This window comes from Novosphingobium sp. CCH12-A3, assembly GCF_001556015.1.
GTDB lineage: Bacteria > Pseudomonadota > Alphaproteobacteria > Sphingomonadales > Sphingomonadaceae > Novosphingobium > Novosphingobium subterraneum.
The window spans coordinates 54,341-74,498 of the sequence record NZ_LSIA01000029.1 but is presented as its reverse complement, the minus strand read 5'-3'; the positions used below and the strand labels follow the sequence as shown (position 1 = coordinate 74,498).

Genomic DNA, 20,158 nt, shown 5'->3' with positions numbered 1-20,158 from the left:
GAAAGCATATTCATGTCATTCTTCGCCGAACTCGGCCTTGCCGAACCCATTCTCCGCGCCCTTGAAACCAAGGGCTACAACGATCCCACGCCAATCCAGCGCCAAGCCATCCCGGCCCTGCTGCAGGGCCGTGACCTGCTTGGCATCGCGCAGACCGGCACCGGCAAGACCGCCGCGTTCTCGCTGCCTTCGCTGCACCGGCTTGCCGCCAATCCGCAGCCGCGCAAGCCGGCCTCGTGCCGCATGCTGGTGCTTTCGCCGACGCGCGAACTGGCCGCACAGATCGCTGACAACATGAAGGGCTATGCCCGCAATCTCAATATGTCGGTCGACTGCGTGTTCGGCGGCGTGCCCGTCGGCAAGCAGGCCCGCCGCCTGGTGCCGGGCGTCGACATTCTGGTCGCCACGCCGGGCCGCCTGCTCGACCTAATCGACCAGCGCGCGCTGACGCTTGGCCGCACCGAAATCTTCGTGCTCGACGAAGCCGACCAGATGATGGACCTCGGCTTCATCCATGCGCTGAAGCGCGTGGCCAACCTGCTGCCCAAGACCCGCCAGAGCCTGTTCTTCTCGGCCACGATGCCCAAGGCCATCGAAGATCTGGGCAAGCAGTTCATCGTCAATCCGGTGCGCGTCGAAGTCGCCCCGAACTCGACCACGGCCGAGCGGGTCGAGCAGTACGTGACCTTCATCAACCAGGCCGAGAAGCAGGCCTTGCTGACGCTGCGCATCCGTGCGCTGCTGGCATCGAAGGAACTGGACCGCGCGCTGGTGTTCACCCGCACCAAGCACGGCGCCGACCGCGTGGTGCGCCACCTTTCGTCCGCAGGGATCGACGCTCGTGCCATCCACGGCAACAAGAGCCAGGCGCAGCGCACTGCCGCGCTCGAGGCTTTCCGTCAGGGTTCGTGCCCGGTGCTGGTCGCCACCGACATCGCCGCGCGTGGCATCGACGTTTCGGGTGTGAGCCACGTGTTCAACTTCGAACTGCCCAACGTGCCCGAACAGTACGTCCACCGCATCGGCCGCACCGCGCGTGCCGGCGCTGATGGCATTGCCATCAGCTTCTGTGCGCCGGACGAGAAGCCCTACCTCAAGGACATCGAGAAGCTGACCCGGGTCAAGATCGACACCATGGGCCTGCCCGAGAATTTCATGGCCGAAGCCGCCAAGCTGCCTGCACCGAGCCGCAAGCCTGCGGAAATGGAGCAGGATGCCCGCCGTGACGCGCGCGATGCACGCGGTAATGGCGGTCGTGGTGCCGGCGGTCAGGGTCGCGGCGGCGACGGTCGTGGTGGGCAGAACCGCAACAGCCAGGCCCACGGGGGCCGCGCGCAAGGCCGGGACGGGCGCCCGCGCGATGTCTCGCCGCGTCAGGAGCGTCGTGACGGCGGTGCCGCCGATCGTGGCCCGGTGCGCAATCCTGTGCTCGAAGCCACCCTCAACGGTGGCGAGCGCGAGGACGCGGGCAAGCCGCGTCGCTTCCGTCCGCGCGGTGCGCCGGGCGTCGGTGCGCACAAGCACAAGGTTCGCCGCGCGAGCTGATCTGCGGAAGGCTCGGCCCTGCCCCAAGGCAGGGCTGTCCTCCGCCTCAAAAGCTTGGCATAGGGACGCGCAATGGACAGCGTTCTAGCCTCGGCGATTGCCATGACCGTGATCGTCGCGGTGCGCTATCTGATCACCAGCGGAATGTTCGCCTGGGCGACGCACAAGGTGCGGCCGGGGCATTATGCTGGCCTTGAAAAGCAGATCCGTTCGGAGATCACCTGGAGCCTCGCCACCGCCGCAATCTACGGCGTGCCGGCCGGCGTGGTCGCGTGGGGCTGGCAGCAGCGCGGATGGACCAGGATCTATGCCGACCCGCTGGCCTATCCGCTGTGGTGGATGCCGGTCTCGCTGCTGCTTTACCTCTTCATCCATGACACCTGGTTCTACTGGACGCATCGCTGGATGCATCGTCCGCAGGTGTTCCGGCGCATCCATGCCATCCATCATGCCAGCCGCCCGCCCACGGCATGGGCCGCCATGAACTTCCATCCAATCGAGGCGGCGATCGTCTCGCTGCTGATTCCGGCGCTGGTCTTCGTCATCCCGATCCATGTCGGGATGCTCGGGCTGGTGCTGCTGGTGATGACCGTGATGGGCGTGACCAATCACATGGGCTGGGAGATGTTCCCCCGCTGGCTCGTTCATTCTGGCGCAGGGAACTGGCTGATAACGGCGAGCCATCACCATCGTCATCATGAACTCTATCGCTGCAACTACGGTCTCTATTTCCGTTTCTGGGACCGGCTGTGCGGCACAGACAAGGGACTGTCCGCACCATGAAGCGCGCCTTACTCCTTCTGCCATTTCTTCTCGCCGGAAATGCCCCTGCGCCGACAAGCATCACGGTCGACATCAATGGCCTGCGCAATGCCAAGGGCATGATCTGGCTGTGCATGAGCGCAAACCCCAAGCTGTTCCCGGAAGGATGCGACAAGGACCCCAATCGCCGCACCGCGTCGATCCGGGCAGACCAGCCCGGCCCGCTGGTGATCCGCGACGTGATGCCGGGGCGCTATGCCATCGTTCTCCTGCATGACGAGAATGGGAACAAGAAGATGGACAAGACGCTGTTCCTGCCGAAGGAAGGTTTCGGCTTCTCGCGCGATGCGCCGGTCAAGATGTCGGCGCCCAAGTTCGAGGCGGCGGCCTTTGACGTTACCGGCGGCGCACCTGTCCGCATGAAGATGAAGGTCCGATACCTGTAGTGCCAGCCGCTTCTGCCAAGCCTGTCCATGGAAGTCCCCTAGCACCGTTCCGTTACCCCGCATTCCGGGCAATCTGGACGGCCAACCTGTTCTCCAACATCGGCTCGATGATCCAGTCGGTGGGCGCGGCATGGCTGATGACCGAGCTGACCACCAGCCACGTGCTGGTGGCGCTGGTTCAGGCCTCGGCAACGATCCCGATCCTGCTGCTGGGCGTATTCGCGGGCGCCATTGCCGACAACTACGATCGCCGCCGGGTGATGCTGGCGGCACAAACCGGCATGCTGATCGTGTCCTCGGTGCTGGCCGTGCTCGCCTATACCGGCAATGTCGGGCCATTCTCCTTGCTGGCGCTCACGTTGATGGTGGGTATGGGTACGGCGCTGAACGGCCCCGCATGGCAAGCGTCGGTGCGGCTGCAGGTGGGGCGGCAAGACCTGCCGCAAGCAATCTCGCTCAATGCGATCTCGTTCAATCTGGCAAGGAGCGTCGGGCCAGCGCTCGGCGGGATACTCATCTCGCTGTGGGACACGAGCCTTGCCTTTGCGCTCAACGCAATCAGCTATCTCGGCATGATCGTGGTGCTGTCGCGCTGGCGGCCTGAATCGCTGCCGCCGATGCGCGAGCCGATGCTGGCGGCGATCGGCCGGGGCGTGCGGTTCTGCGCCTCGTCCTCGCCGATCCGCAAGGTGCTGCTGCGCGGTCTGGCCATCGGCTTTGGCGCGGCAGGCCTGCAGGCACTGATGCCGAGCGTGGCGCGCGACATGCTCAAGGGCAGCGAGCTTGATTACGGCCTGATGCTGGGCGGGTTCGGCATCGGTTCGATCGTGACGGCACTGTTCGTCTCGAAAGTGCGGCAACGGCTTGGCAGCGAGACCGTGGTGACCGGGGCGACGCTGATATTCGCCTGCGCGCAATTGCTGATGGCTTCGGCCACGGGCATCCCGATGGCCGTGCTCGCCGCCTTCGTGGGTGGCATGGGTTGGGCCAGCGCAATGACCAGCCTCAACGTGGCGATGCAGTTGCGCAGTCCGGAAGACATTCTCGGCCGCTGCCTGTCGATCTATCAGGCGGTGACCTTCGGCGGCATGGCGCTGGGCGCATGGTGCTGGGGCTCGGTGGCCGATCTTGCCAGCTTGCCGACCGCACTTCATGCCGCAGCGGCGTGGCTGGTGCTTTCACTTGCCATGCACTTTTTTGCGCCTATGCCGACGCGCGAAGAGGGGCGGCTGGACGCTGTCCCTGCGCCAAAACGCTAGAAGTTCGAAGGTTCTCGCCATGACCGACGCCCGCCCCTTGCGCTCGCTTCTCTACATGCCGGCCAGCAATGCCCGGGCGATGGCCAAAGCGCGCAGCCTCGATTGCGATGCAGTGTGCCTCGATCTGGAAGACGCGGTGGCGCCCGAAGCCAAGGCCGAAGCACGCACGGCGCTGGTCGCCGAGTTGCAGGCAGGAGGCTTCGGTCATCGCCGGCTGATCGCGCGGATCAACGGCCTGTCGACGCCATGGGGGCATGACGATCTCGCTGCGCTCGCACAGGCTCCGGTCGAGGCAGTGCTCGCTCCGAAGGTCGATGACGCTGCCGACGTGCAGGCACTTTCGGCCGGGATGGACGCTGCCGGCTTCGCGCCCGATGTCAAACTGTGGGTAATGGTCGAGACGCCGCGCGCCGTTTTGGCGCTGGAGCGGATTGCCGATTGCGCAAGAGACACGCGGCTTGCAGGCTTCGTGCTGGGGCTCAACGATCTCGCCAAGGATAGCGGCATTGCCCAGTTGCCGGGGCGCATGGCCTTCCTGCCGGTGCTGACCATGGCCGTGCTGGCGGCGCGGGCCAATGGCCTCGTGATCCTCGACGGCGTGTGCAACGCGATCGAGGATACCGCGCGGCTCGAAGCCGAATGCGTGCAGGCGCGCGATTCGGGATTTGATGGAAAGACGCTTATTCACCCCGCGCAACTTGCCACGTGCAACCGTGTGTTCGCACCGAGCGAAGCCGATATCGCCGAAGCGGAGTCCATCGTCGCGGCCTTTGCCGACCCGGCAAATGTCGGCAAGGGCGCGCTGCGCCTCAACGGGAAAATGGTGGAATTACTGCACCTTGCCCAAGCCGAGAAGGTATTGGCCACCGCCGCCGCCATCGCTGCGCGTTAACCCCGTATAAGCTCCACTGGCGCAACTTAAGCACTTCTTCACGAAGTTGCGCCAGACCAGTCCTCAATCAAGGGGACCAGGTGAGCCTGATGGATACTTTGCGTGGATTTGATCGTGACGCCGCCGAGGCCGAACTCGACCTCTCCGGTTTCGAGGACGACGTTCCGAGCGAGCCGCCGCCGCCGGTGGTGGGGCAGGACGAGCGCCGCATGCAGGTGCGCGCCTACAACTACTGGGCCGGCCTGCTCGGCGAACATTCGTTCCCGCTGGTCACCCCGCTGCTCTCGGGCACTTATCCGGACTTTGCCGACAACCTCGTGCTGCTGCACTTCGACGAGGGGATCGAGGACCCGGCGATTGCCTTTCTCGGCGCCAGGCTGGCCGACGAGTGCGGCACGGAAAGCTCGATCACCCGCCTGAGCCAGGTGCCCGGCCGCTCGCTGCTGTCACGCATCACCGACCACTACATGCAGATCATCGCCAATCAGGCGCCGATCGGCTTCGAGGCCGAGTTCGTGAACCACTTTGGCCGCACGATCCTCTACCGTGGCATCCTGCTGCCGTTCTCGTCGGACGGCACGCGCATCGACTACATCATGGGTGCGATCAACTGGAAGGAACTGGCCGACCAGGCGACGACCGACGAGTTGCTGCTGGAAATCGGGCAAGCGCTCGATTCGGCGCCGATCAAGAGCCAACCGCGCCGTCCGCTGATCGAGCCGACCGATGCCTGGGCCGATGGCCCCGCCTCGCTTGATGCCGCTATCTTCCCTGAGCCCGCCTTCGGGCTCGACGACGATATCCTGCCACTGCCCGCAGGCGCGCCTGCCGATGAACCGGAAGCCCTGCCCGAAGCCTTGGCCGACTGGCTCGCCTCTGCGCGCGAACTGGCCCTCGTGGCCAATTCAAGCGAAGATCGCACTCGCAGCGCCCTTTATGCCGCGATCGGGCGGGCCTGGGACTTCGCCCTTGCAGCGCAGGCAGAACCGGAAGAGTTTGCCGAACTGCTCGAAGACGCAGGGCTGACCATGCAGGAGCGCGCGCCGATGACGCCGGTGGTCAAGCTGGTGTTCGGCGCCGACTACGACAAGACGCGCCTCACCGAGTACGCCACCGCGCTGACCCATGCGCAGCGCATCGGCCTCGGCCGGGGTGAGCTGGGCGCCTACCTCTCCGAAGCCGCTGGTGGCCTCAAGGGCGTGATCAATGCCGAGCGCCGCCTGCGCCGCGAGGAAGCCGGCAAGGCGCTCGCCAGGCGCGGCCCTGAAGCGCTTGCGCAGTCGCTGCGCGCGCTGCCGGCACGCAAGGTCACCGAGATCGCGCCACCCGAAGGCGAGGAATTCGCGCTGGTGGTGGTGCGTCGCCTCGAGAGCGGCGAGATTGTCGCTCTTGGCGAGGTGCACGATGACGCGGCCCTGTTCGAACGTGCAGCGCGCCATCTGATCGGCTGACAGACTGCACCTGCAGGTGCCTTGCGCAATGGCGGCAGCCTGCTAGCCAGTGCCCCATGGCACGGACGGTGAAGGGCAGGCGGCGCATGGGTTGGATCGGCTGGGCGGCGCTTTGCTTCGTCCTGCTCGGATTGGTCGGCTATGCCGCCTACAGCCATGCCATGCGGAATAATGCTGTTGCCGTGCTGGACGGTGCCGACAAGCTGCTCAACGGTGGCGATGGCGCGATCCAGCTGGTCGCGGCCGAGCGCTATGGCAAGAATCCGGCGCAGAAGCTCGAGATGTTCGTGCCGCAAGGCGCCAAGGGCGCGCTGCCGATCGTGGTGTTCGTGCATGGCGGCAGCTGGGCGAGCGGCGATCCCCACGACTATCGCTTCATTGCGCGGACGCTGTGCGCGCAGGGCTATGCGCTCGTGCTGGCGGGTTACCGGCTCTATCCGCAGGCGAAGTTTCCCGGCATGCTGGAGGACGGCGCGGCGGCGCTGCGCTGGGTGCAGGACAATGCCGCCAGGTATGGTGGCGATCCGGCGCGCATGGCGCTGATGGGGCATTCGGCCGGGGCCTACAACGTGGTCATGCTCACGCTTGATCCGCAGTGGCTGAAGGGCGTGGGGCTGGACACGCAGGCGATCCGCGGGACGGTCTCGCTCGCTGGACCGTTCGATTTCCTGCCCCTCGATTCCCCGGCAACCATCAACAGCTTCGGCGGTGCGCCTGATCTTTCCAGAACCCAGCCGGTCAACTTCGCGCGCAAGGACGCCCCGCCGCTCCTGCTGGTGACGGGCGATGCTGATACCCGGGTCAAGCCGCGCAATTCGCAGGCGCTCGCCCAGCGACTGACCGAAGCAGGCGCGCCGAACCAGCCGGTCCTGCTCGAGGGTGTCTCCCATGAAGGCATCATCATGATGTTCGCGCGCCCGTTCTCGCGCGATACCCGCGCGCTTGACGCAGTGCTGCCGTTCCTCGCCAAGGTCACGGCACCTTCAGTTGCCGTTCAGGCGCCGGGTCGATAGTCCAGGCGTCGTGACGGTCCGAATCCCCGCCCTGCTCCTCTCGCGCCTGCTCGCGCTGGTCGCCGCGCTGTCGCTCTGCATCCAGCCAGCGTCTGCGCAATCGGTGCTGCGCGATGCGGAAACCGAGGCGCTGTTCCGCGATGCCTCTGCCCCGATCTTCAAGGCGGCGGGGTTCAACCCCAAGGCGATCGATCTGGTCCTGCTTAACGACGGGTCGATCAACGCCTTCGTTGCCGGAGGACAGGCGATCTATATCCATTCGGGGCTGATAAGCGCGGCTGACAACGTCAACGAACTGCAGGGCGTGATCGCGCACGAACTGGGCCACATCACCGGCGGCCACATCATCCGGTACAACGAGGGGCTCAAGCCGGCCACCGGCATCACCGTGCTTTCGCTGCTGCTCGGCGGTCTGGCCGCTGCGGCAGGTTCGCCCGACGCGGCGCTGGGCGTGTTCATGGCCGGGCAGCAGGCCGCGCTGGGCAAGTTCCTCGCCTTCAGCCGCGCGCAGGAAAGCTCGGCAGACGCAGCGGGCGCAAAATTCCTTTCCGATGCCGGCATTTCCGGACGCGGTTCGATCGAGTTCTTCAAGAAGCTGCAGAACCAGGAATTCCGCTATGGCTACAATGCCAGCAAGAATCCGGACGCGGAGTTCTACAGCACGCACCCGATGACGTCCGACCGCCTGACCACGCTCCAGGATGTCTACGAGAAGGACCCGGCGTGGAACACCCCGCCCCCGGCCGAGCTGCAGGCGCGGTTCCAGCGGGTCAAGGCCAAGCTCAACGGCTATCTGGCCGAGCCGCAGGACACGCTGCGCGCCTACCCCGATTACATGACCGACATTCCCGCGCGCTATGCCCGCGCCTATGCCTTCCACAAGGAGGCTTATGTCGACAAGGCTTTGGCGGAGACCAGGGCGCTGATCGCCAGCGATCCGGACAATCCCTATTTTCTCGAGCTGGAAGGACAGATCCTGCTCGAATCCGGCCGCCCCGCCGATGCCGTGGCGCCGCTGCGCAAGGCTACGCAACTGACCGGCAACGAGCCATTGATCGCCACCACCTTTGGCCACGCCCTGATCGCCACCGAGGACAAGGACAATTTCGCCGAAGCCGAAAAGGTGCTGAAGACCTCGGCAGCGCGCGACCGGGACAATCCCTTCACCTGGTACCAGCTCGGCGTGGTCTACGAAGCCAAGGGCGACATTCCCCGCGCGCGCCTTGCCAGTGCCGAACAGCAGCTGATGAACATGCGGCTGGCCGAAGCCGTGCGCAGCGCCGAGGCCGCCGAGGCCGCACTGCCCAAGGGCACGCCCGACTGGCTACGCGCGCAGGACATTGCGATGTCGGCGCGGGCAATGATGGAACGCCAGAAGAAATCCCGCTAGGCACCAGACAATGTCAGATACAAAGCCCCGCCGCATAGGTGCCTTCGCCGCCCTCGCCCTGCTCCTTGCCGCAGGCGGCGCAGCTGGAGGATGGTGGTACGCCCACCGCGACGCCGATACCGCGTCAGGCGACGACGCGGACCTTGAAGCCTCGCTGGCGAGCGCAGGAATCAATGGCAAGGAACGCGCCGCGATCGAAGGACTGGTGCGGTCTTATATCCTTGAACACCCCGAAGTCCTGCCGGAGGCGATGGAGCGGCTGCAGCAGCGCGAGGCGGCAGCGCAGATCGGTCCGATGCGCGGCGCGCTTGAAACACCCTTCCCCGGTGCGGTCATGGGCAATCCCGACGGCAAGGTCACGCTGGTGGAGTTCACCGACTTTGCCTGCACCTATTGCCGGCAGAGCGTGAAGACCCTGGACGCGCTGATCGCGAAGAACCCCGACTTGCGCGTGGTTGTGCGTGAACTGCCGATCATCGCACCCGAAAGCGCGCCCGCCGCGCGCATGGCGCTGGCGGCGGCAGCGCAGGGCAAGTATCCCGCCTATCACAAGGCGATGTTCGAGGGCGCCCGGCCTTCGGATGCCAGCATCACCGCTGCGGCGACCGCGGCGGGGCTCGACCTCGCCTCGGCACGCACCTTTGCAGCCCGGCCCGATGTCGAGGAAGAGCTCAAGCGCAACCTTCAGCTCGCCCGCCAGCTCGGCATCAACGGGACGCCCGCATGGGTGATCGGCGAACAGCTGGTTCACGGCGCAGTTCCGCAGGAAGACCTGCAGGCTGCCATCGATGCGGCACGCAAGAGCTGAGGCGGAAGTAACAGGGGCGGGCTAGCCTAGCCCGCTCCGAACGGTTACAAACCTTTTCATGGCAGCCTTGCCGTTCAGACCGACGCCGTTCTTCGGCAACAAGAACAGAGCCTTCTGGCGCCTGCAGTTCATGGGCTGGGGCGGCGCGATGCTGCTGCGTGCGATGTCGTCCATCGCCAATGCGCAGCCGTGGTCGTTCCTCGTCATCGTCGTCATCGCCACGATCACCGGCTTCTCGATCTCGCTGATCCTGTCGGTAATCTACCGCGCGTTGATCAACCGGCGGCCGATTGTCACCTGGGGCGTGACTGCCATCGCGATGTCGGTGGCGGTCGGTCTTTACGCCTTCATCGATTCGTGGGTCATCAGCCTCTACCGGCAAGGCGGCGATGCCAGTTTCGCGCAGCTGTTCCTCGGGGTGTTCTACCTCGACCTCACGCTCGTGATCTCGTGGACCGGGCTGTATTACGCGATCAACTTCTTCCTGCAGGTGGAAGAGCAGAACGACCAGCTGATGCGGCTGGAGGCACAGGCAACCTCGGCCCAGCTGGCCATGCTGCGCTACCAGCTCAACCCGCACTTCCTGTTCAACACGCTCAATTCGATTTCCACGCTGGTCCTGCTCAAGCAGACCGAACCGGCAAACGCGATGCTTTCGCGCCTGTCCTCGTTCCTGCGCTACACGCTGGTCAACGAGCCGACCGCGCGGGTGACCGTTGCCCAGGAAATCGAGACATTGAAGCTCTACCTCGATATCGAACGCATGCGCTTCGAGGAGCGCCTGCGCACCGAGTTCCGCATCGATGATGCCGTCCGCAATGGCCTGATGCCTTCGCTGCTGCTGCAACCGCTGGTCGAGAATGCCATCAAGTATGCGGTCAGCCCGATGGAGTACGGCGCGGAAATCACCGTCGAGGCGCAACTCGTCGGCCCGATGCTGCGGGTCACCGTGTCGGACACCGGGCCGGGCTTGCCACCGGGCACCGATCCTTCAAGCGTGTTCGGCGTGAGCAGTGACAGCACCGGGATCGGTCTTGCCAACATCCGCGACCGTCTGGTCCAGGCCTATGGCGAGAACCAGCGCTTTGACATCTCAAACCGCCCGGAAGGGGGTTTTCAGGTCGTGCTCGAACTGCCGTTCGAAGCAAAGGCAGAGCCCGTACAGGCCATGCCCGTCCGACGCCCGATCGGGGTCGGCATGGGGGTTGGTGCATGATCTCGGGAACCGACTGCCACTTTACCCGTCCTGCCATCAGGCAGACTCCAACGGGGGACCGTTTCGGGGGCGCAACGTGATCCAAGTCTGGACAAGACCCAAGGGAACCGCATGACGATCCGCACGATCCTCGTCGACGACGAGAAACTGGCCATTCAGGGGCTGCAGCTCCGGCTTCAGGCCTTCCCCGATGTCGAAGTGATCGACACCTGTTCGAACGGCCGCGAGGCCATCCGCAAGATCAAGACCGAAAAACCCGACCTCGTCTTCTGCGACATCCAGATGCCCGGCTTTGACGGTTTCTCGGTGGTCAAGGGCGTGATGGAAATCGACCCGCCGCTGTTCGTTTTCGTGACCGCTTATTCCGAGCACGCGATCAAGGCGTTCGAGGCCAATGCCGTCGACTACCTGCTCAAGCCGGTTGAGGAAGACCGCCTTGCCGACGCACTGGACCGGGCACGCACGCGTCTGTCCGAGAAGCGCGGCCGCGAAGAAGCCGAGAAGCTCAAGACCGTGCTCGCCGAAGTGGCGCCCGATGCCATGCCGGAGATCGAGGACGAGGGCGAGCCCGTTGCCGGCCGGTTCGAAAAGCTCATCAACATCAAGGACCGTGGCAAGATCTTCCGCGTCGATGTCGACACGATCGAGCGCATCGAGGCTGCGGGCGACTACATGTGCATCTACACCGGCGACAATTCGCTGATCCTGCGCGAGACGATGAAGGACTTGGAGCGTCGCCTCGATCCCCGCGTGTTCCAGCGCGTGCACCGCTCCAAGATCGTCAACCTCGATCAGGTGCGCCAAGTCAAGCCGCATACCAACGGCGAATGCTTCCTTGTCTTGGAAAGTGGTGCCGAGGTGAAGGTATCGCGCTCCTACCGCGACGTGGTAGCGCGTTTCGTTCACTGACCAAATTCGCCTCACACTTCCGCTCATGCTGAGCTTGTCGAAGCATGCCCGAGCCGGTAGCTGCGAAGGACGTGCCTGCCTCGCGTCCTTCGACAGGCTCAGGACGAGCGGAGTGCTTTGATGCAAGAATTTCTCATCCCCGGCTTTGATCTCGAAGCCTTCGTCACCGCAACGCTCGCCGAGGATCTTGGCGAAGGCCTGCCTGGCGGCGGGCATGACGTGACCAGCGAAAGCGTGATTCCGGCCGATGCGCGCTTTTCCGGCGTGATGGACAGCCGCGACGCGATAACGGTGTGCGGCTTGCCGATTGCCGCCGCATTCTTCCGCGCGCTCGATCCCGGCATGAAGATCGAGATCCTCGTCGAGGAAGGTGCAAGGGTGTCACCAGGTTCGGACCTGATGCGGCTCGAAGGCAATGCCCGTGCAATGCTGACGGCGGAACGCAGTGCGCTCAACACCGTCCAGCACCTTTCGGGCATTGCCACGCTCACCCGCCAGTACGTTGATGCCATGGGCGAGACGAACGCGAAATTGCTCGATACCCGCAAGACCATCCCCGGCCTGCGCCACCTCGAAAAGTACGCCGTGCGCACCGGTGGCGGCACCAATCATCGCATGGGCCTGTGGGACGCGGCGATGATCAAGGACAACCACGTACTCGTCGCAGGTGGCGTGGCCGAAGCCGTGCGCCGCGCGCTGTCTGCAGGGGTCAAGGACGTGATCTGCGAGGTCGATCATATCGACCAGATCGAACCCGCTCTCGATGCCGGCGCAACCCGCCTGCTGCTCGACAACATGGGACCAGACTGCCTGCGCGAAGCCGTGGCGCTGGTTGCCGGCCGCGTCCCATGCGAGGCTTCGGGCGGGGTGCGGCTTGACACCATCGGCGCGATTGCCGCCTCGGGCGTGGATTACGTATCGGTCGGCCGCCTGACGCAGAGCGCGCCCGCCGCCGACATCGGCCTCGACTTCACGCCAATCGCCTGAACGGAACCCCAGATGCGCCCCGCCACCATCCGCGCCTTTGAAATCAGCGTGATCGCCAGCCAGCTGTTGCGGATCGGTGTTGGAGTGCTCTTTTCAGGCCGACTGGCCGAAACCTTTCAGGTTGCACAAACCAGCGTTGTGCAACTCACTATCGCAAACGTCGTCGTGGAGTTGGGTCTGGGTCTGGCAATCTCACGTGGCAAGATGAGTTTGGCGCGCTGGTTCCTTTTGGTAGCAATTCTATTCGATGTGCTCGACACGATCGGGGTTCCTGGACGGGCCTCTGTCATTGGCATTCTGTTCGCCGTCATGTCCATTCTAGCAACCATGTTGATGCTGGCCGCAGGCGTGCTGATGTTCCTGCCCGCATCGACGGCGTGGCTGAAGCAGGACAAGGCTGGCTGAGACGATGCGATCACGCATCGCGGCGATTGCCTTTGGCCTCACCGCCACTCCTGCCCTCGCGCAAGGCTGGCAATGCCAGGTGCCACCGCAGATCAGCGTACCCGCCCTACCCGAGCCTGACGCGCCGCCGCGCATCGTGCCGACGACAGGCTACACGCTCGCCATAAGCTGGTCGCCCGAGTTCTGCCGCACACGCAAGCTCGATTCGCGCCATGCCACGCAGTGTTCGGGCCGGCAGGGACGCTTCGGTTTCGTGCTCCATGGCCTCTGGCCCGATGGGAAGGGCGGCAAGTATCCGCAGTACTGCCCCTCGCGCCTGCGGCCGGATGCGCAAGTTCTGCGCCGCAACTTCTGCACCACGCCCTCGGCCGACCTGATGATGCACGAGTGGGCCAAGCATGGTACCTGCATGGGGATTACCCCTGCGGAGTACTTCGACAAGGGCCGCGCGCTGTTCCAGGGTCTCGAGTTTCCCGACATGGCCCGTCTCTCGCGCACCGAGGGGCTGGACGTGGGCAAGGTCAAGCAGGCGCTGGTCATCGCCAATCCGCGCCTCCGGCCGGAAATGATCCGCCTGCTGCTGGGTCGCGACGGCTGGCTGCGCGAAGTGCATCTGTGCCACTCGCGCAAGCTCAAGCCCATGCGCTGCCCTATCGGCAACGGCGGGCCGCCAAACACGGTTCCGGTTAAGATCTGGCGCTCTTTCTAGCGCCGCTCGCGGAAGAACCGGCGCAGCATCTCGGCCGCTTCATCCTCGCCCATGCCGGAATAGACTTCGGGCCGGTGCAGGCAGGTGGGCTGTTCGAACACGCGCGCGCCGTGCTCCACCGCGCCGCCCTTGGGATCGCTGGCGGCGTAGTAGACCCGTGCGATGCGGGCGTGGGCAATGGCCCCTGCACACATCGCGCAGGGCTCGAGGCTCACCCACAGATCGCAATCCTCAAGCCGCTCCTGCCTCAGCACTGCAGCTGCTGCGCGAATCGCCAGCACTTCGGCATGGGCGGTGGGGTCGCAGAGTGTGCGCGGCTGGTTATGGGCCGCAGCGATGACCTTGCCGTCCTTGACGACCACCGCACCGATTGGCACTTCGCCCTCATCGGCAGCAATACGGGCTTCCGCAAAGGCCAGTCGCATCGGTTCAGGCAAGGGCCAGCGGATCATGGTGCGGGGTATAAGGAGCAGTTTGCTGCTTTCAAACTCCGAATCCTTGACTTCGCCCGGTGAATCGATAAGAGCCGCGCCTTCCCGATAGGTATTATCGAACACAAGCGAGTTTTAGCCATGTCGCGTATCTGCGAACTGACCGGTAAGGGCCGCCAAGTCGGTCACAACGTAAGCCACGCCAACAACAAGACCAAGCGTCTGTTCCTGCCCAACCTGCAGAACGTCACGCTGATGAGCGAGAAGCTGGAGCGCAGCTTCAAGTTCCGCGTTTCGACGCATGGTCTGCGTTCGGTCGAACACAACGGCGGTCTCGACAACTGGCTGCTCAAGCAGTCGGACACCAAGCTCTCGACGCGCGCCCTCAAGGTGAAGCGCGAGCTGGTCAAGGCGAACGCCGCCTAATCTTTCTGCCCGCAAGGGTTTGAAAATCGAAGGCCCCCTTTCCCTAACCGGATCGGGGGCTTTTGCTGTACCTGCTATCGGGCGGAAAGCGTCGCCGGATCGAACCAGAGCCTCAGCAGCCGTGTCTGCTGGAACGTCGAGGCGTTGGCGTCGGAGACCAGCCAGAGTGACAGCCCGTCCGTGCCAGGCGTCAGCGCCATCCCTTCCCAGTTCTCGCGCATGGCTGGTCCTTCGAGGCGGGCCAGTTCCGTGGTCGGCAGTGGCCGCCGGGGATCGAGGCGCGAGAGATCGGCAAGCACGATTCGCGCCGAGAAGCCGGGTGGTGAAAAGCCCAGCTTGCGCACAAGGATGAGCAGCCTGCCATCCGGCAGCGGCACAGCGTCCACCGGATCAAACGCCGCAGGGACGATGAATCCGAACTTTTGCGCCTTCGACAGTCCCGGACGACCTTTGAACAACAGCCCGAGATGAAGCCCGCCCCGACCGGTGCCGCAGGATTCGCACAGCATGATCCAGCGGCCATCGGGCAGGCCGGCCATCGCCTCGGCCCCGCCATTGCGGGGCCAGTCCCGCGTTTCGTTCACCGGGATGAGATTGGTGGCACCGGTGCCGGGGTCCGTCCGGACCACGCGCCAATCGTCTTCCAGCCCGGTCCAGAGGCTGCCATCGGCAGAATCACGCACGACACTTTCGGTATCGAAGCCAACGCTGGTGTGTCCATCGGGCCAGCGCTGCACCACCATGTTCGGCATCGATGAGGTGAAGGCGCCGGGCGTCAGCGACAAGGGGATCGAAAGCGTGCGGTTGCGGTCGCTGATGGCAAGCAGTCCGCCATCTTGCGGCACCAGCGCCGAATAGCCGCCGAAGCGGTGGTCCGCCCCTTCCAGCAACCAGGCCTGTTGCAGAACGAAGGGGCCAAGCTGCTTCCGCTCCGCCGCGGGGATTCCCGGCATGAGGTCAGTGACGACAACCCGTCGGTCGAACGTGAAGGGGTCCTTGCGCTGCGTTGCCCAGACCAGCACGGCCAGCGGCAGCAGGACGAGGAAGGTGAAGAGTTTGCGACGCACCGGCATGCCGTGGGCATCGCGCCCAGCACCGTCAATCGCGAAATATGCTCAGGTCCTGCAATCAGGCAGGGCGGAACTTCAGCGCATCGCCGTTGATGCAATAGCGCAGCCCCGTGGGCGCGGGGCCGTCGTCAAAGACATGGCCGAGATGGCCGCCGCATTGCGTACAGTGGACTTCGGTACGGACCATTCCCAGCGAACGATCGGAACTGGTCGCCACGCCCTTGGGCAGGGGCTTCCAGAAGCTGGGCCAGCCGGTCCCGCTATCAAACTTGGTGGCGGACGAGAACAGCGGATGGCCATCGGCCGAGCAGACGAAGGTGCCCTTGCGATGCTCTTTCAGCAGTGGCGACGTAAAGGGGCGTTCCGTGCCTTCCTCGCGCAGGATGTAGAACTGTTCTGCCGTCAGGACACGGCGCCATTCGGCCTCGCTCTTCATGATCGGGAACGTGCCCTTGGCCGCAGGCTTGGCACTGCAGGCGCTGGCAAAGGGCAGGACCGAGCCTGCGGCGAGGAAAGCCATGAAGCTGCGACGTGAGGTTGACTGGGCGATCATCTGCAAACCTTCCGGTGTCCTGCCGATGGGAGAGAGGGTGTTACCTCGGGGGCGGAGTGCCCACCGGCAGGACTTGGGCCATGCTAGCCTGGTCCTGCCTGCTCCATCGTGACGCAGGTCATAGCACGACGACCTGTATCCGCGATTACCGCTTTTCGAGCACGACCTCGAGCTTGCGGAAGCCGTGGACGAAGTTGGCGCGAACGCGCTCCACTGCGCCAGCCACGCGCACCTGCATCCGCCGCTCGTGCATTTCCTCGAGCAGGATGCGCAGTTGCAATTCCGCCAGACGCGCGCCGACGCAGCGGTGCACGCCATAGCCGAACGACAGGTGCCGCCGCGCATTGTCGCGATCGACGATCAGCTTGTCGGCGTTCTCGAACACGCTCTCGTCGCGGTTGGCCGAAATGTACCACAAGATCAGCTTCTCGCCGGCCTTGATCTGCTGGCCAAACAGGTCGGCATCGGCCGTCGCCGTGCGTCGCATGTGCGCCAGTGGGGTGACATAGCGGATGCATTCCTGCACCGCGTTGGGGATCAGCGAAGGATCGCGGGCGAGCAGGTCACGCTGGTCGGGGAACTGGTCGAGCGCGTGGACGATGCCTGACATCGTGTTGCGCGTGGTATCGTTGCCGCCGACGATCAGCAGCACGAGGTTGCCCATGAACTCCTGCGGGCTCATGTGGTTCATTGCCTCGGAATGGATCATCATCGAGATGAGATCGCCAGAGGGCTCGGCGCGCATGCGTTCGCCCCACAGGCGCTGGAAATAGTGCGCCATCTCGCCAAGGAAGCCGAAACGCATGTCGGACAGTTCGCGGGCGAGGATCAGTTCGACGTCACCGGCCCAGTCCGACCAGAACGTCAGCAATCGGCGATCCTTCCACGGGAAGCCGAACAGCAGCGCCAGCATGCCGGTGGTGAGTTCGATCGAGACCTTGTCGACCCAGTCGAACTTCTCGCCCCACGGCAGCGAATCGAGCACCTCGCCGGTGCGCTGGCGGATCTCCCGCTCCATCTCGACCATCTTGGCCGGGGTGAAGGCGGGGGCGACAGTGCGGCGCTGGCCGGTATGCTCGGGCCGGTCCATGGCGATGAACATCGGCAGCTGCCGTTCGGCCAGCAGCGCAGGATCGGTATCTGCCGGGGGATCGCCGATGGTGATGCCGCCATGCTTCCATGACGAGGAATAGAGTTCGGGAAGCGATTCGACGTGCTGGATCGCCTTGTGGTTCACCACGTTCCAGTAGGCACCGTAGGGCGATTCGGGGATGAAGTTGACCGGTGCTTGCGCACGCATCTCTGCAAAGATCGGCTGCCAGCGATCCTCGACATAGATGTCCGATCGGCTGACATCCCACTTGTGATTGTGGACCGGGGCGCCTTGCGGGTTCTCCTTGAGCCAGGCGGTGAACGCCTCGATCGCGGTGGGAGAGCTGCGGTAGGTGAACTGCTGGGCTTCGGGTGCAAGCTGCGTGGCCATGGCTATCCTCCGGAACGGCCGCACGTTGCCCGCACGGTCCTCGTCACTTTGGTAGCTTGCCACAACCTACACGGGTGTCAATAAGGTTTGCGCCTGAACCGTGCGAACACTCCGCCCTTGGCCTTGCCGCGCGCCGGGCCTGACTTCATCACCGTCCGGCGGAACAGCTGTGCCCCGGCCCGCACGATCACGACAACCCAGAACGCCTGCCACAGCAGCGCAAGGACGTGCGGCCACACCTCGGGCTGTTGCGCGGCGCGCGCCAGCATGGCGTAGGGCGAACTGACCGGGAAGATTATCGAAAGCCATTCCACCCACGTGCCCGGCATCGTCAGCGCATAGCTCGAGAAGAAGAACACCATCAGCTGGAACATCGAGACGGGCATCGAAAGCGTCTGCACCTCCCGCACCGTGGCCGCCATGCCGCCGATCGACAGGAACAGGGATCCCATCAGCAGATAGGCCATCGCGAAGTAGAGGAAACCGAGGGTCAGGAACAGTGGCCAGCCCACTGCCGGGGCGGACAGGCTGAGCAGGCTTTCAGAACCGGCCAGCACGATCGCGCCGATGGCCGTACCCCACACGGCAATGCCGACAAGGCTGACGGCAAGCATGGCAAAGAGCTTGCCCATGAACAGGGCGTCCATCGGGATGGCCGCAGCCAGCACCTCGATGATCTTGTTGCCCTTTTCCTCGACAAGGTTGGACAGGACCATGCCCGCCAGCAGCATGGTCAGCAGGAACAGCAGAACCTGAGCGCCCTGTGCCGTGTAGATCTGGCCGGTGCGGACCTTCGCAATCGACGTGTTGACCTCCTCGACCTGCACGTCCGGATAGGCCGTTGGCGCCTCGGCGCGGGCGCGCGCGGCAAGGTTGGAAACAAGGCCGACCCACTGGCGTGCACGGTCGGCGGTTGCGGTCAGGGTCGGTCCATCGAGCGTCCCGCCGACCACCGCAGTCACCTCGCGGTTGCCATCGGCAAGGGCGCTCCGGGCATCGAAGGCCTTTCCTGGCGCGGCGGCGGCAAGTTCGATCATGTCGGGCAGGCCACCGGCCATTCGCCCGTCCAGTTCTTCGCGCGCGGCCATCATGCGCCTGTTGTCCTCCGCGCTCATAGCAAGACCGATGGTCGGCCGCTCGACGTTCTGCTGGACCTTGGCGCCAATGTTTCCGGCAAGGCCACCCACGACAAGCGGGAAAGCCGGGCCGATCAGGAAGAAGATGAAGGTCTTGGAGAACACCACCGCGACGAAATCGCGCCGGGCGATGACCAGCGCGCAGCGCAGCTTTTCGGCAAATCCGCTCACCGCGCCTCTCCTTCGCTTTCCTCGAGCGCCTTGGCCGCTGCCTCGCCGGCGATGGCAACGAAGGCATCGTGCAGCCCCGCCCGCTCGATCGACAGGCTGAGAATGCCGGCATCGCCTTCGATCAGCGCGCGCAGCAGTGGCTCGACACCGGTTTCGGGCAGTGTGAAATACCAGAACGCGCCTTCGTGCCGCACGTCGACGGGGAGCGCGGCGCGCCAGGGTCCGTCCTGCGAGCGCGTCTCGAGCCGGACTTGCGGGCGCAGGCGATCGCGGGCGAGATCGACCGGTCCGGCGAAGGGCACCTTGCCGCCGGCGATGATCGCGATCCTGTCGCACAGGCGCTCGGCATGGGCGATGACGTGGGTCGAGAAAATCACCGTGGTGCCGCCGGCCGCCAGCGCGCGAATCATGCGTTCGAGCTTGCCCTGGTTGAGGGCGTCGAGCCCGGAGAAGGGCTCGTCCAGCACGACGAGATCGGGCTTGTGGACGAGCGTGCCGAGCAGCTGGACGGTCTGCGCCATGCCTTTCGACATCTGCCGGATCTGGCGATCGGCCGCATAGCCAAGACCATGTTCTTCCAGCAATTCGCGCCCGCGGCGGCGTCCCTCCTTGAGCGGCACGCCGCGCAGCGCGGCGAGGAAGCCGATTGCCTCGTATGCCTTCATCGCGGGATAGAGGCCGCGTTCCTCCGGCAGGTATCCGATGCGCCGGGCGACCTCGGTCGGGCGTTCGTGGCCCAGCACGCGGCGGTAGCCCGCGTCCGGATCGATGATGCCCAGCAACATGCGCAGCGTCGTGGTCTTGCCGGCGCCGTTGGGGCCGAGAATGCCATAGATCGCGCCCTTGGGCACGGATATGTCCACGCCATCGACAGCCGTGAAACCGTCGAAGCGCTTGATAAGACCCCGCGCCTCGATGGCGAGTTCCACTCCGGCACTGTCAACCGCGTTGCCAGCCACCGGCCATTCCCCTAGCTCGATCTTCATGGGTCATCGCCCTAGCGATAGGCGATGAACGAGCAGGGCAGCAAGTGTGGTTAACTCAAGTCCAACTCTCGAAGGCAGAGAGGCAACTCCCGGGGGCAGAGGGGCAACTC

21 protein-coding genes are annotated in these 20,158 nt (G+C 64.8%); 15 read left to right on the top strand and 6 right to left on the bottom strand.

Annotation, left to right across the window (positions count from 1 at the left end):
- The first annotated feature begins 12 nt into the window (after nt 1-12).
- The 14 genes from AX703_RS02550 to AX703_RS02485 all read left to right on the top strand — a co-directional run bounded on the left by AX703_RS02550 (nt 13) and on the right by AX703_RS02485 (nt 13,792).
- Entirely contained in the window at nt 13-1,545 is a 1,533-nt protein-coding gene (locus AX703_RS02550; RefSeq protein WP_062342429.1) for a DEAD/DEAH box helicase, read from the top strand.
- Nucleotides 1,546-1,617: 72 nt separating this feature from the next.
- Nucleotides 1,618-2,328 (top strand): sterol desaturase family protein, encoded by a 711-nt coding sequence (locus tag AX703_RS02545; RefSeq protein ID WP_062342427.1) that lies wholly within the window; start codon nt 1,618-1,620, stop codon nt 2,326-2,328.
- On the top strand, nt 2,325-2,753 hold the full coding sequence (locus AX703_RS02540; protein ID WP_039333014.1) for a DUF2141 domain-containing protein: 429 nt from the start codon (nt 2,325-2,327) through the stop codon (nt 2,751-2,753). Before AX703_RS02545 ends, AX703_RS02540 begins: the two co-directional genes overlap by 4 nt.
- The gene (locus AX703_RS02535) at nt 2,753-4,012 is read left to right on the top strand and encodes an MFS transporter (RefSeq protein WP_039333016.1); all 1,260 of its coding nucleotides are present in this window, start codon (nt 2,753-2,755) and stop codon (nt 4,010-4,012) included. Before AX703_RS02540 ends, AX703_RS02535 begins: the two co-directional genes overlap by 1 nt.
- A 19-nt stretch (nt 4,013-4,031) precedes the next feature.
- Nucleotides 4,032-4,904 carry a CoA ester lyase gene (locus AX703_RS02530; protein ID WP_062342425.1) on the top strand — a complete coding sequence of 291 codons (873 nt, stop codon included), beginning with the start codon at nt 4,032-4,034 and terminating at the stop codon, nt 4,902-4,904.
- An 89-nt stretch (nt 4,905-4,993) separates the two neighbouring features.
- Nucleotides 4,994-6,355: a hypothetical protein gene (locus AX703_RS02525; protein ID WP_062342423.1), complete on the top strand. Its 1,362-nt coding sequence runs from the start codon at nt 4,994-4,996 to the stop codon at nt 6,353-6,355.
- Between the two features lie 56 nt (nt 6,356-6,411).
- On the top strand, nt 6,412-7,368 hold the full coding sequence (locus AX703_RS02520) for an alpha/beta hydrolase (protein WP_231735322.1): 957 nt from the start codon (nt 6,412-6,414) through the stop codon (nt 7,366-7,368).
- A gap of 10 nt (nt 7,369-7,378) precedes the next feature.
- Nucleotides 7,379-8,758 carry a M48 family metalloprotease gene (locus AX703_RS02515; RefSeq protein ID WP_062342421.1) on the top strand — a complete coding sequence of 460 codons (1,380 nt, stop codon included), beginning with the start codon at nt 7,379-7,381 and terminating at the stop codon, nt 8,756-8,758.
- A gap of 10 nt (nt 8,759-8,768) precedes the next feature.
- The gene (locus AX703_RS02510; RefSeq protein ID WP_062342419.1) at nt 8,769-9,566 is read left to right on the top strand and encodes a DsbA family protein; all 798 of its coding nucleotides are present in this window, start codon (nt 8,769-8,771) and stop codon (nt 9,564-9,566) included.
- Nucleotides 9,567-9,624: 58 nt separating this feature from the next.
- Nucleotides 9,625-10,782, top strand: coding sequence for a sensor histidine kinase (locus tag AX703_RS02505; protein WP_039333024.1), 1,158 nt, complete (start codon nt 9,625-9,627; stop codon nt 10,780-10,782).
- A gap of 111 nt (nt 10,783-10,893) precedes the next feature.
- Nucleotides 10,894-11,691, top strand: coding sequence for a LytTR family DNA-binding domain-containing protein (locus AX703_RS02500; protein ID WP_039333025.1), 798 nt, complete (start codon nt 10,894-10,896; stop codon nt 11,689-11,691).
- Nucleotides 11,692-11,811: 120 nt separating this feature from the next.
- Entirely contained in the window at nt 11,812-12,678 is an 867-nt protein-coding gene (gene nadC / locus AX703_RS02495; protein WP_062342417.1) for a carboxylating nicotinate-nucleotide diphosphorylase, read from the top strand.
- A 12-nt stretch (nt 12,679-12,690) separates the two neighbouring features.
- Nucleotides 12,691-13,083: a hypothetical protein gene (locus AX703_RS02490; protein ID WP_062342415.1), complete on the top strand. Its 393-nt coding sequence runs from the start codon at nt 12,691-12,693 to the stop codon at nt 13,081-13,083.
- A 4-nt stretch (nt 13,084-13,087) separates the two neighbouring features.
- Nucleotides 13,088-13,792, top strand: coding sequence for a ribonuclease T2 (locus AX703_RS02485; protein ID WP_062342413.1), 705 nt, complete (start codon nt 13,088-13,090; stop codon nt 13,790-13,792).
- Here AX703_RS02485 and AX703_RS02480 read toward each other — a convergent pair.
- Entirely contained in the window at nt 13,789-14,244 is a 456-nt protein-coding gene (locus AX703_RS02480) for a nucleoside deaminase (protein WP_062342497.1), read from the bottom strand. The genes AX703_RS02485 and AX703_RS02480 overlap by 4 nt on opposite strands.
- Nucleotides 14,245-14,364: 120 nt before the next feature.
- On the opposite strand from AX703_RS02480, the gene rpmB reads away from it, so the two are divergent.
- Entirely contained in the window at nt 14,365-14,649 is a 285-nt protein-coding gene (gene rpmB, locus AX703_RS02475) for a 50S ribosomal protein L28 (protein ID WP_039333029.1), read from the top strand.
- A gap of 74 nt (nt 14,650-14,723) precedes the next feature.
- Here rpmB and AX703_RS02470 read toward each other — a convergent pair whose 3' ends face one another.
- The 5 genes from AX703_RS02470 to AX703_RS02450 form a co-directional block, all read right to left on the bottom strand.
- Nucleotides 14,724-15,716, bottom strand: coding sequence for an esterase-like activity of phytase family protein (locus AX703_RS02470; RefSeq protein ID WP_197423584.1), 993 nt, complete (start codon nt 15,714-15,716; stop codon nt 14,724-14,726).
- Nucleotides 15,717-15,777: 61 nt separating this feature from the next.
- A complete protein-coding gene (gene msrB / locus AX703_RS02465) occupies nt 15,778-16,272 on the bottom strand; it encodes a peptide-methionine (R)-S-oxide reductase MsrB (RefSeq protein WP_062342409.1) in 495 nt (164 codons plus the stop codon).
- A 145-nt stretch (nt 16,273-16,417) separates the two neighbouring features.
- Nucleotides 16,418-17,755 carry a cytochrome P450 gene (locus AX703_RS02460; protein ID WP_062342408.1) on the bottom strand — a complete coding sequence of 446 codons (1,338 nt, stop codon included), beginning with the start codon at nt 17,753-17,755 and terminating at the stop codon, nt 16,418-16,420.
- Nucleotides 17,756-17,832: 77 nt separating this feature from the next.
- Nucleotides 17,833-19,062: an ABC transporter permease gene (locus AX703_RS02455; RefSeq protein ID WP_062342406.1), complete on the bottom strand. Its 1,230-nt coding sequence runs from the start codon at nt 19,060-19,062 to the stop codon at nt 17,833-17,835.
- Nucleotides 19,059-20,048, bottom strand: a complete 990-nt coding sequence (locus tag AX703_RS02450) for an ABC transporter ATP-binding protein (protein ID WP_062342404.1) — start codon at nt 20,046-20,048, stop codon at nt 19,059-19,061. Before AX703_RS02450 ends, AX703_RS02455 begins: the two co-directional genes overlap by 4 nt.
- Nucleotides 20,049-20,158 lie beyond the last annotated feature (110 nt).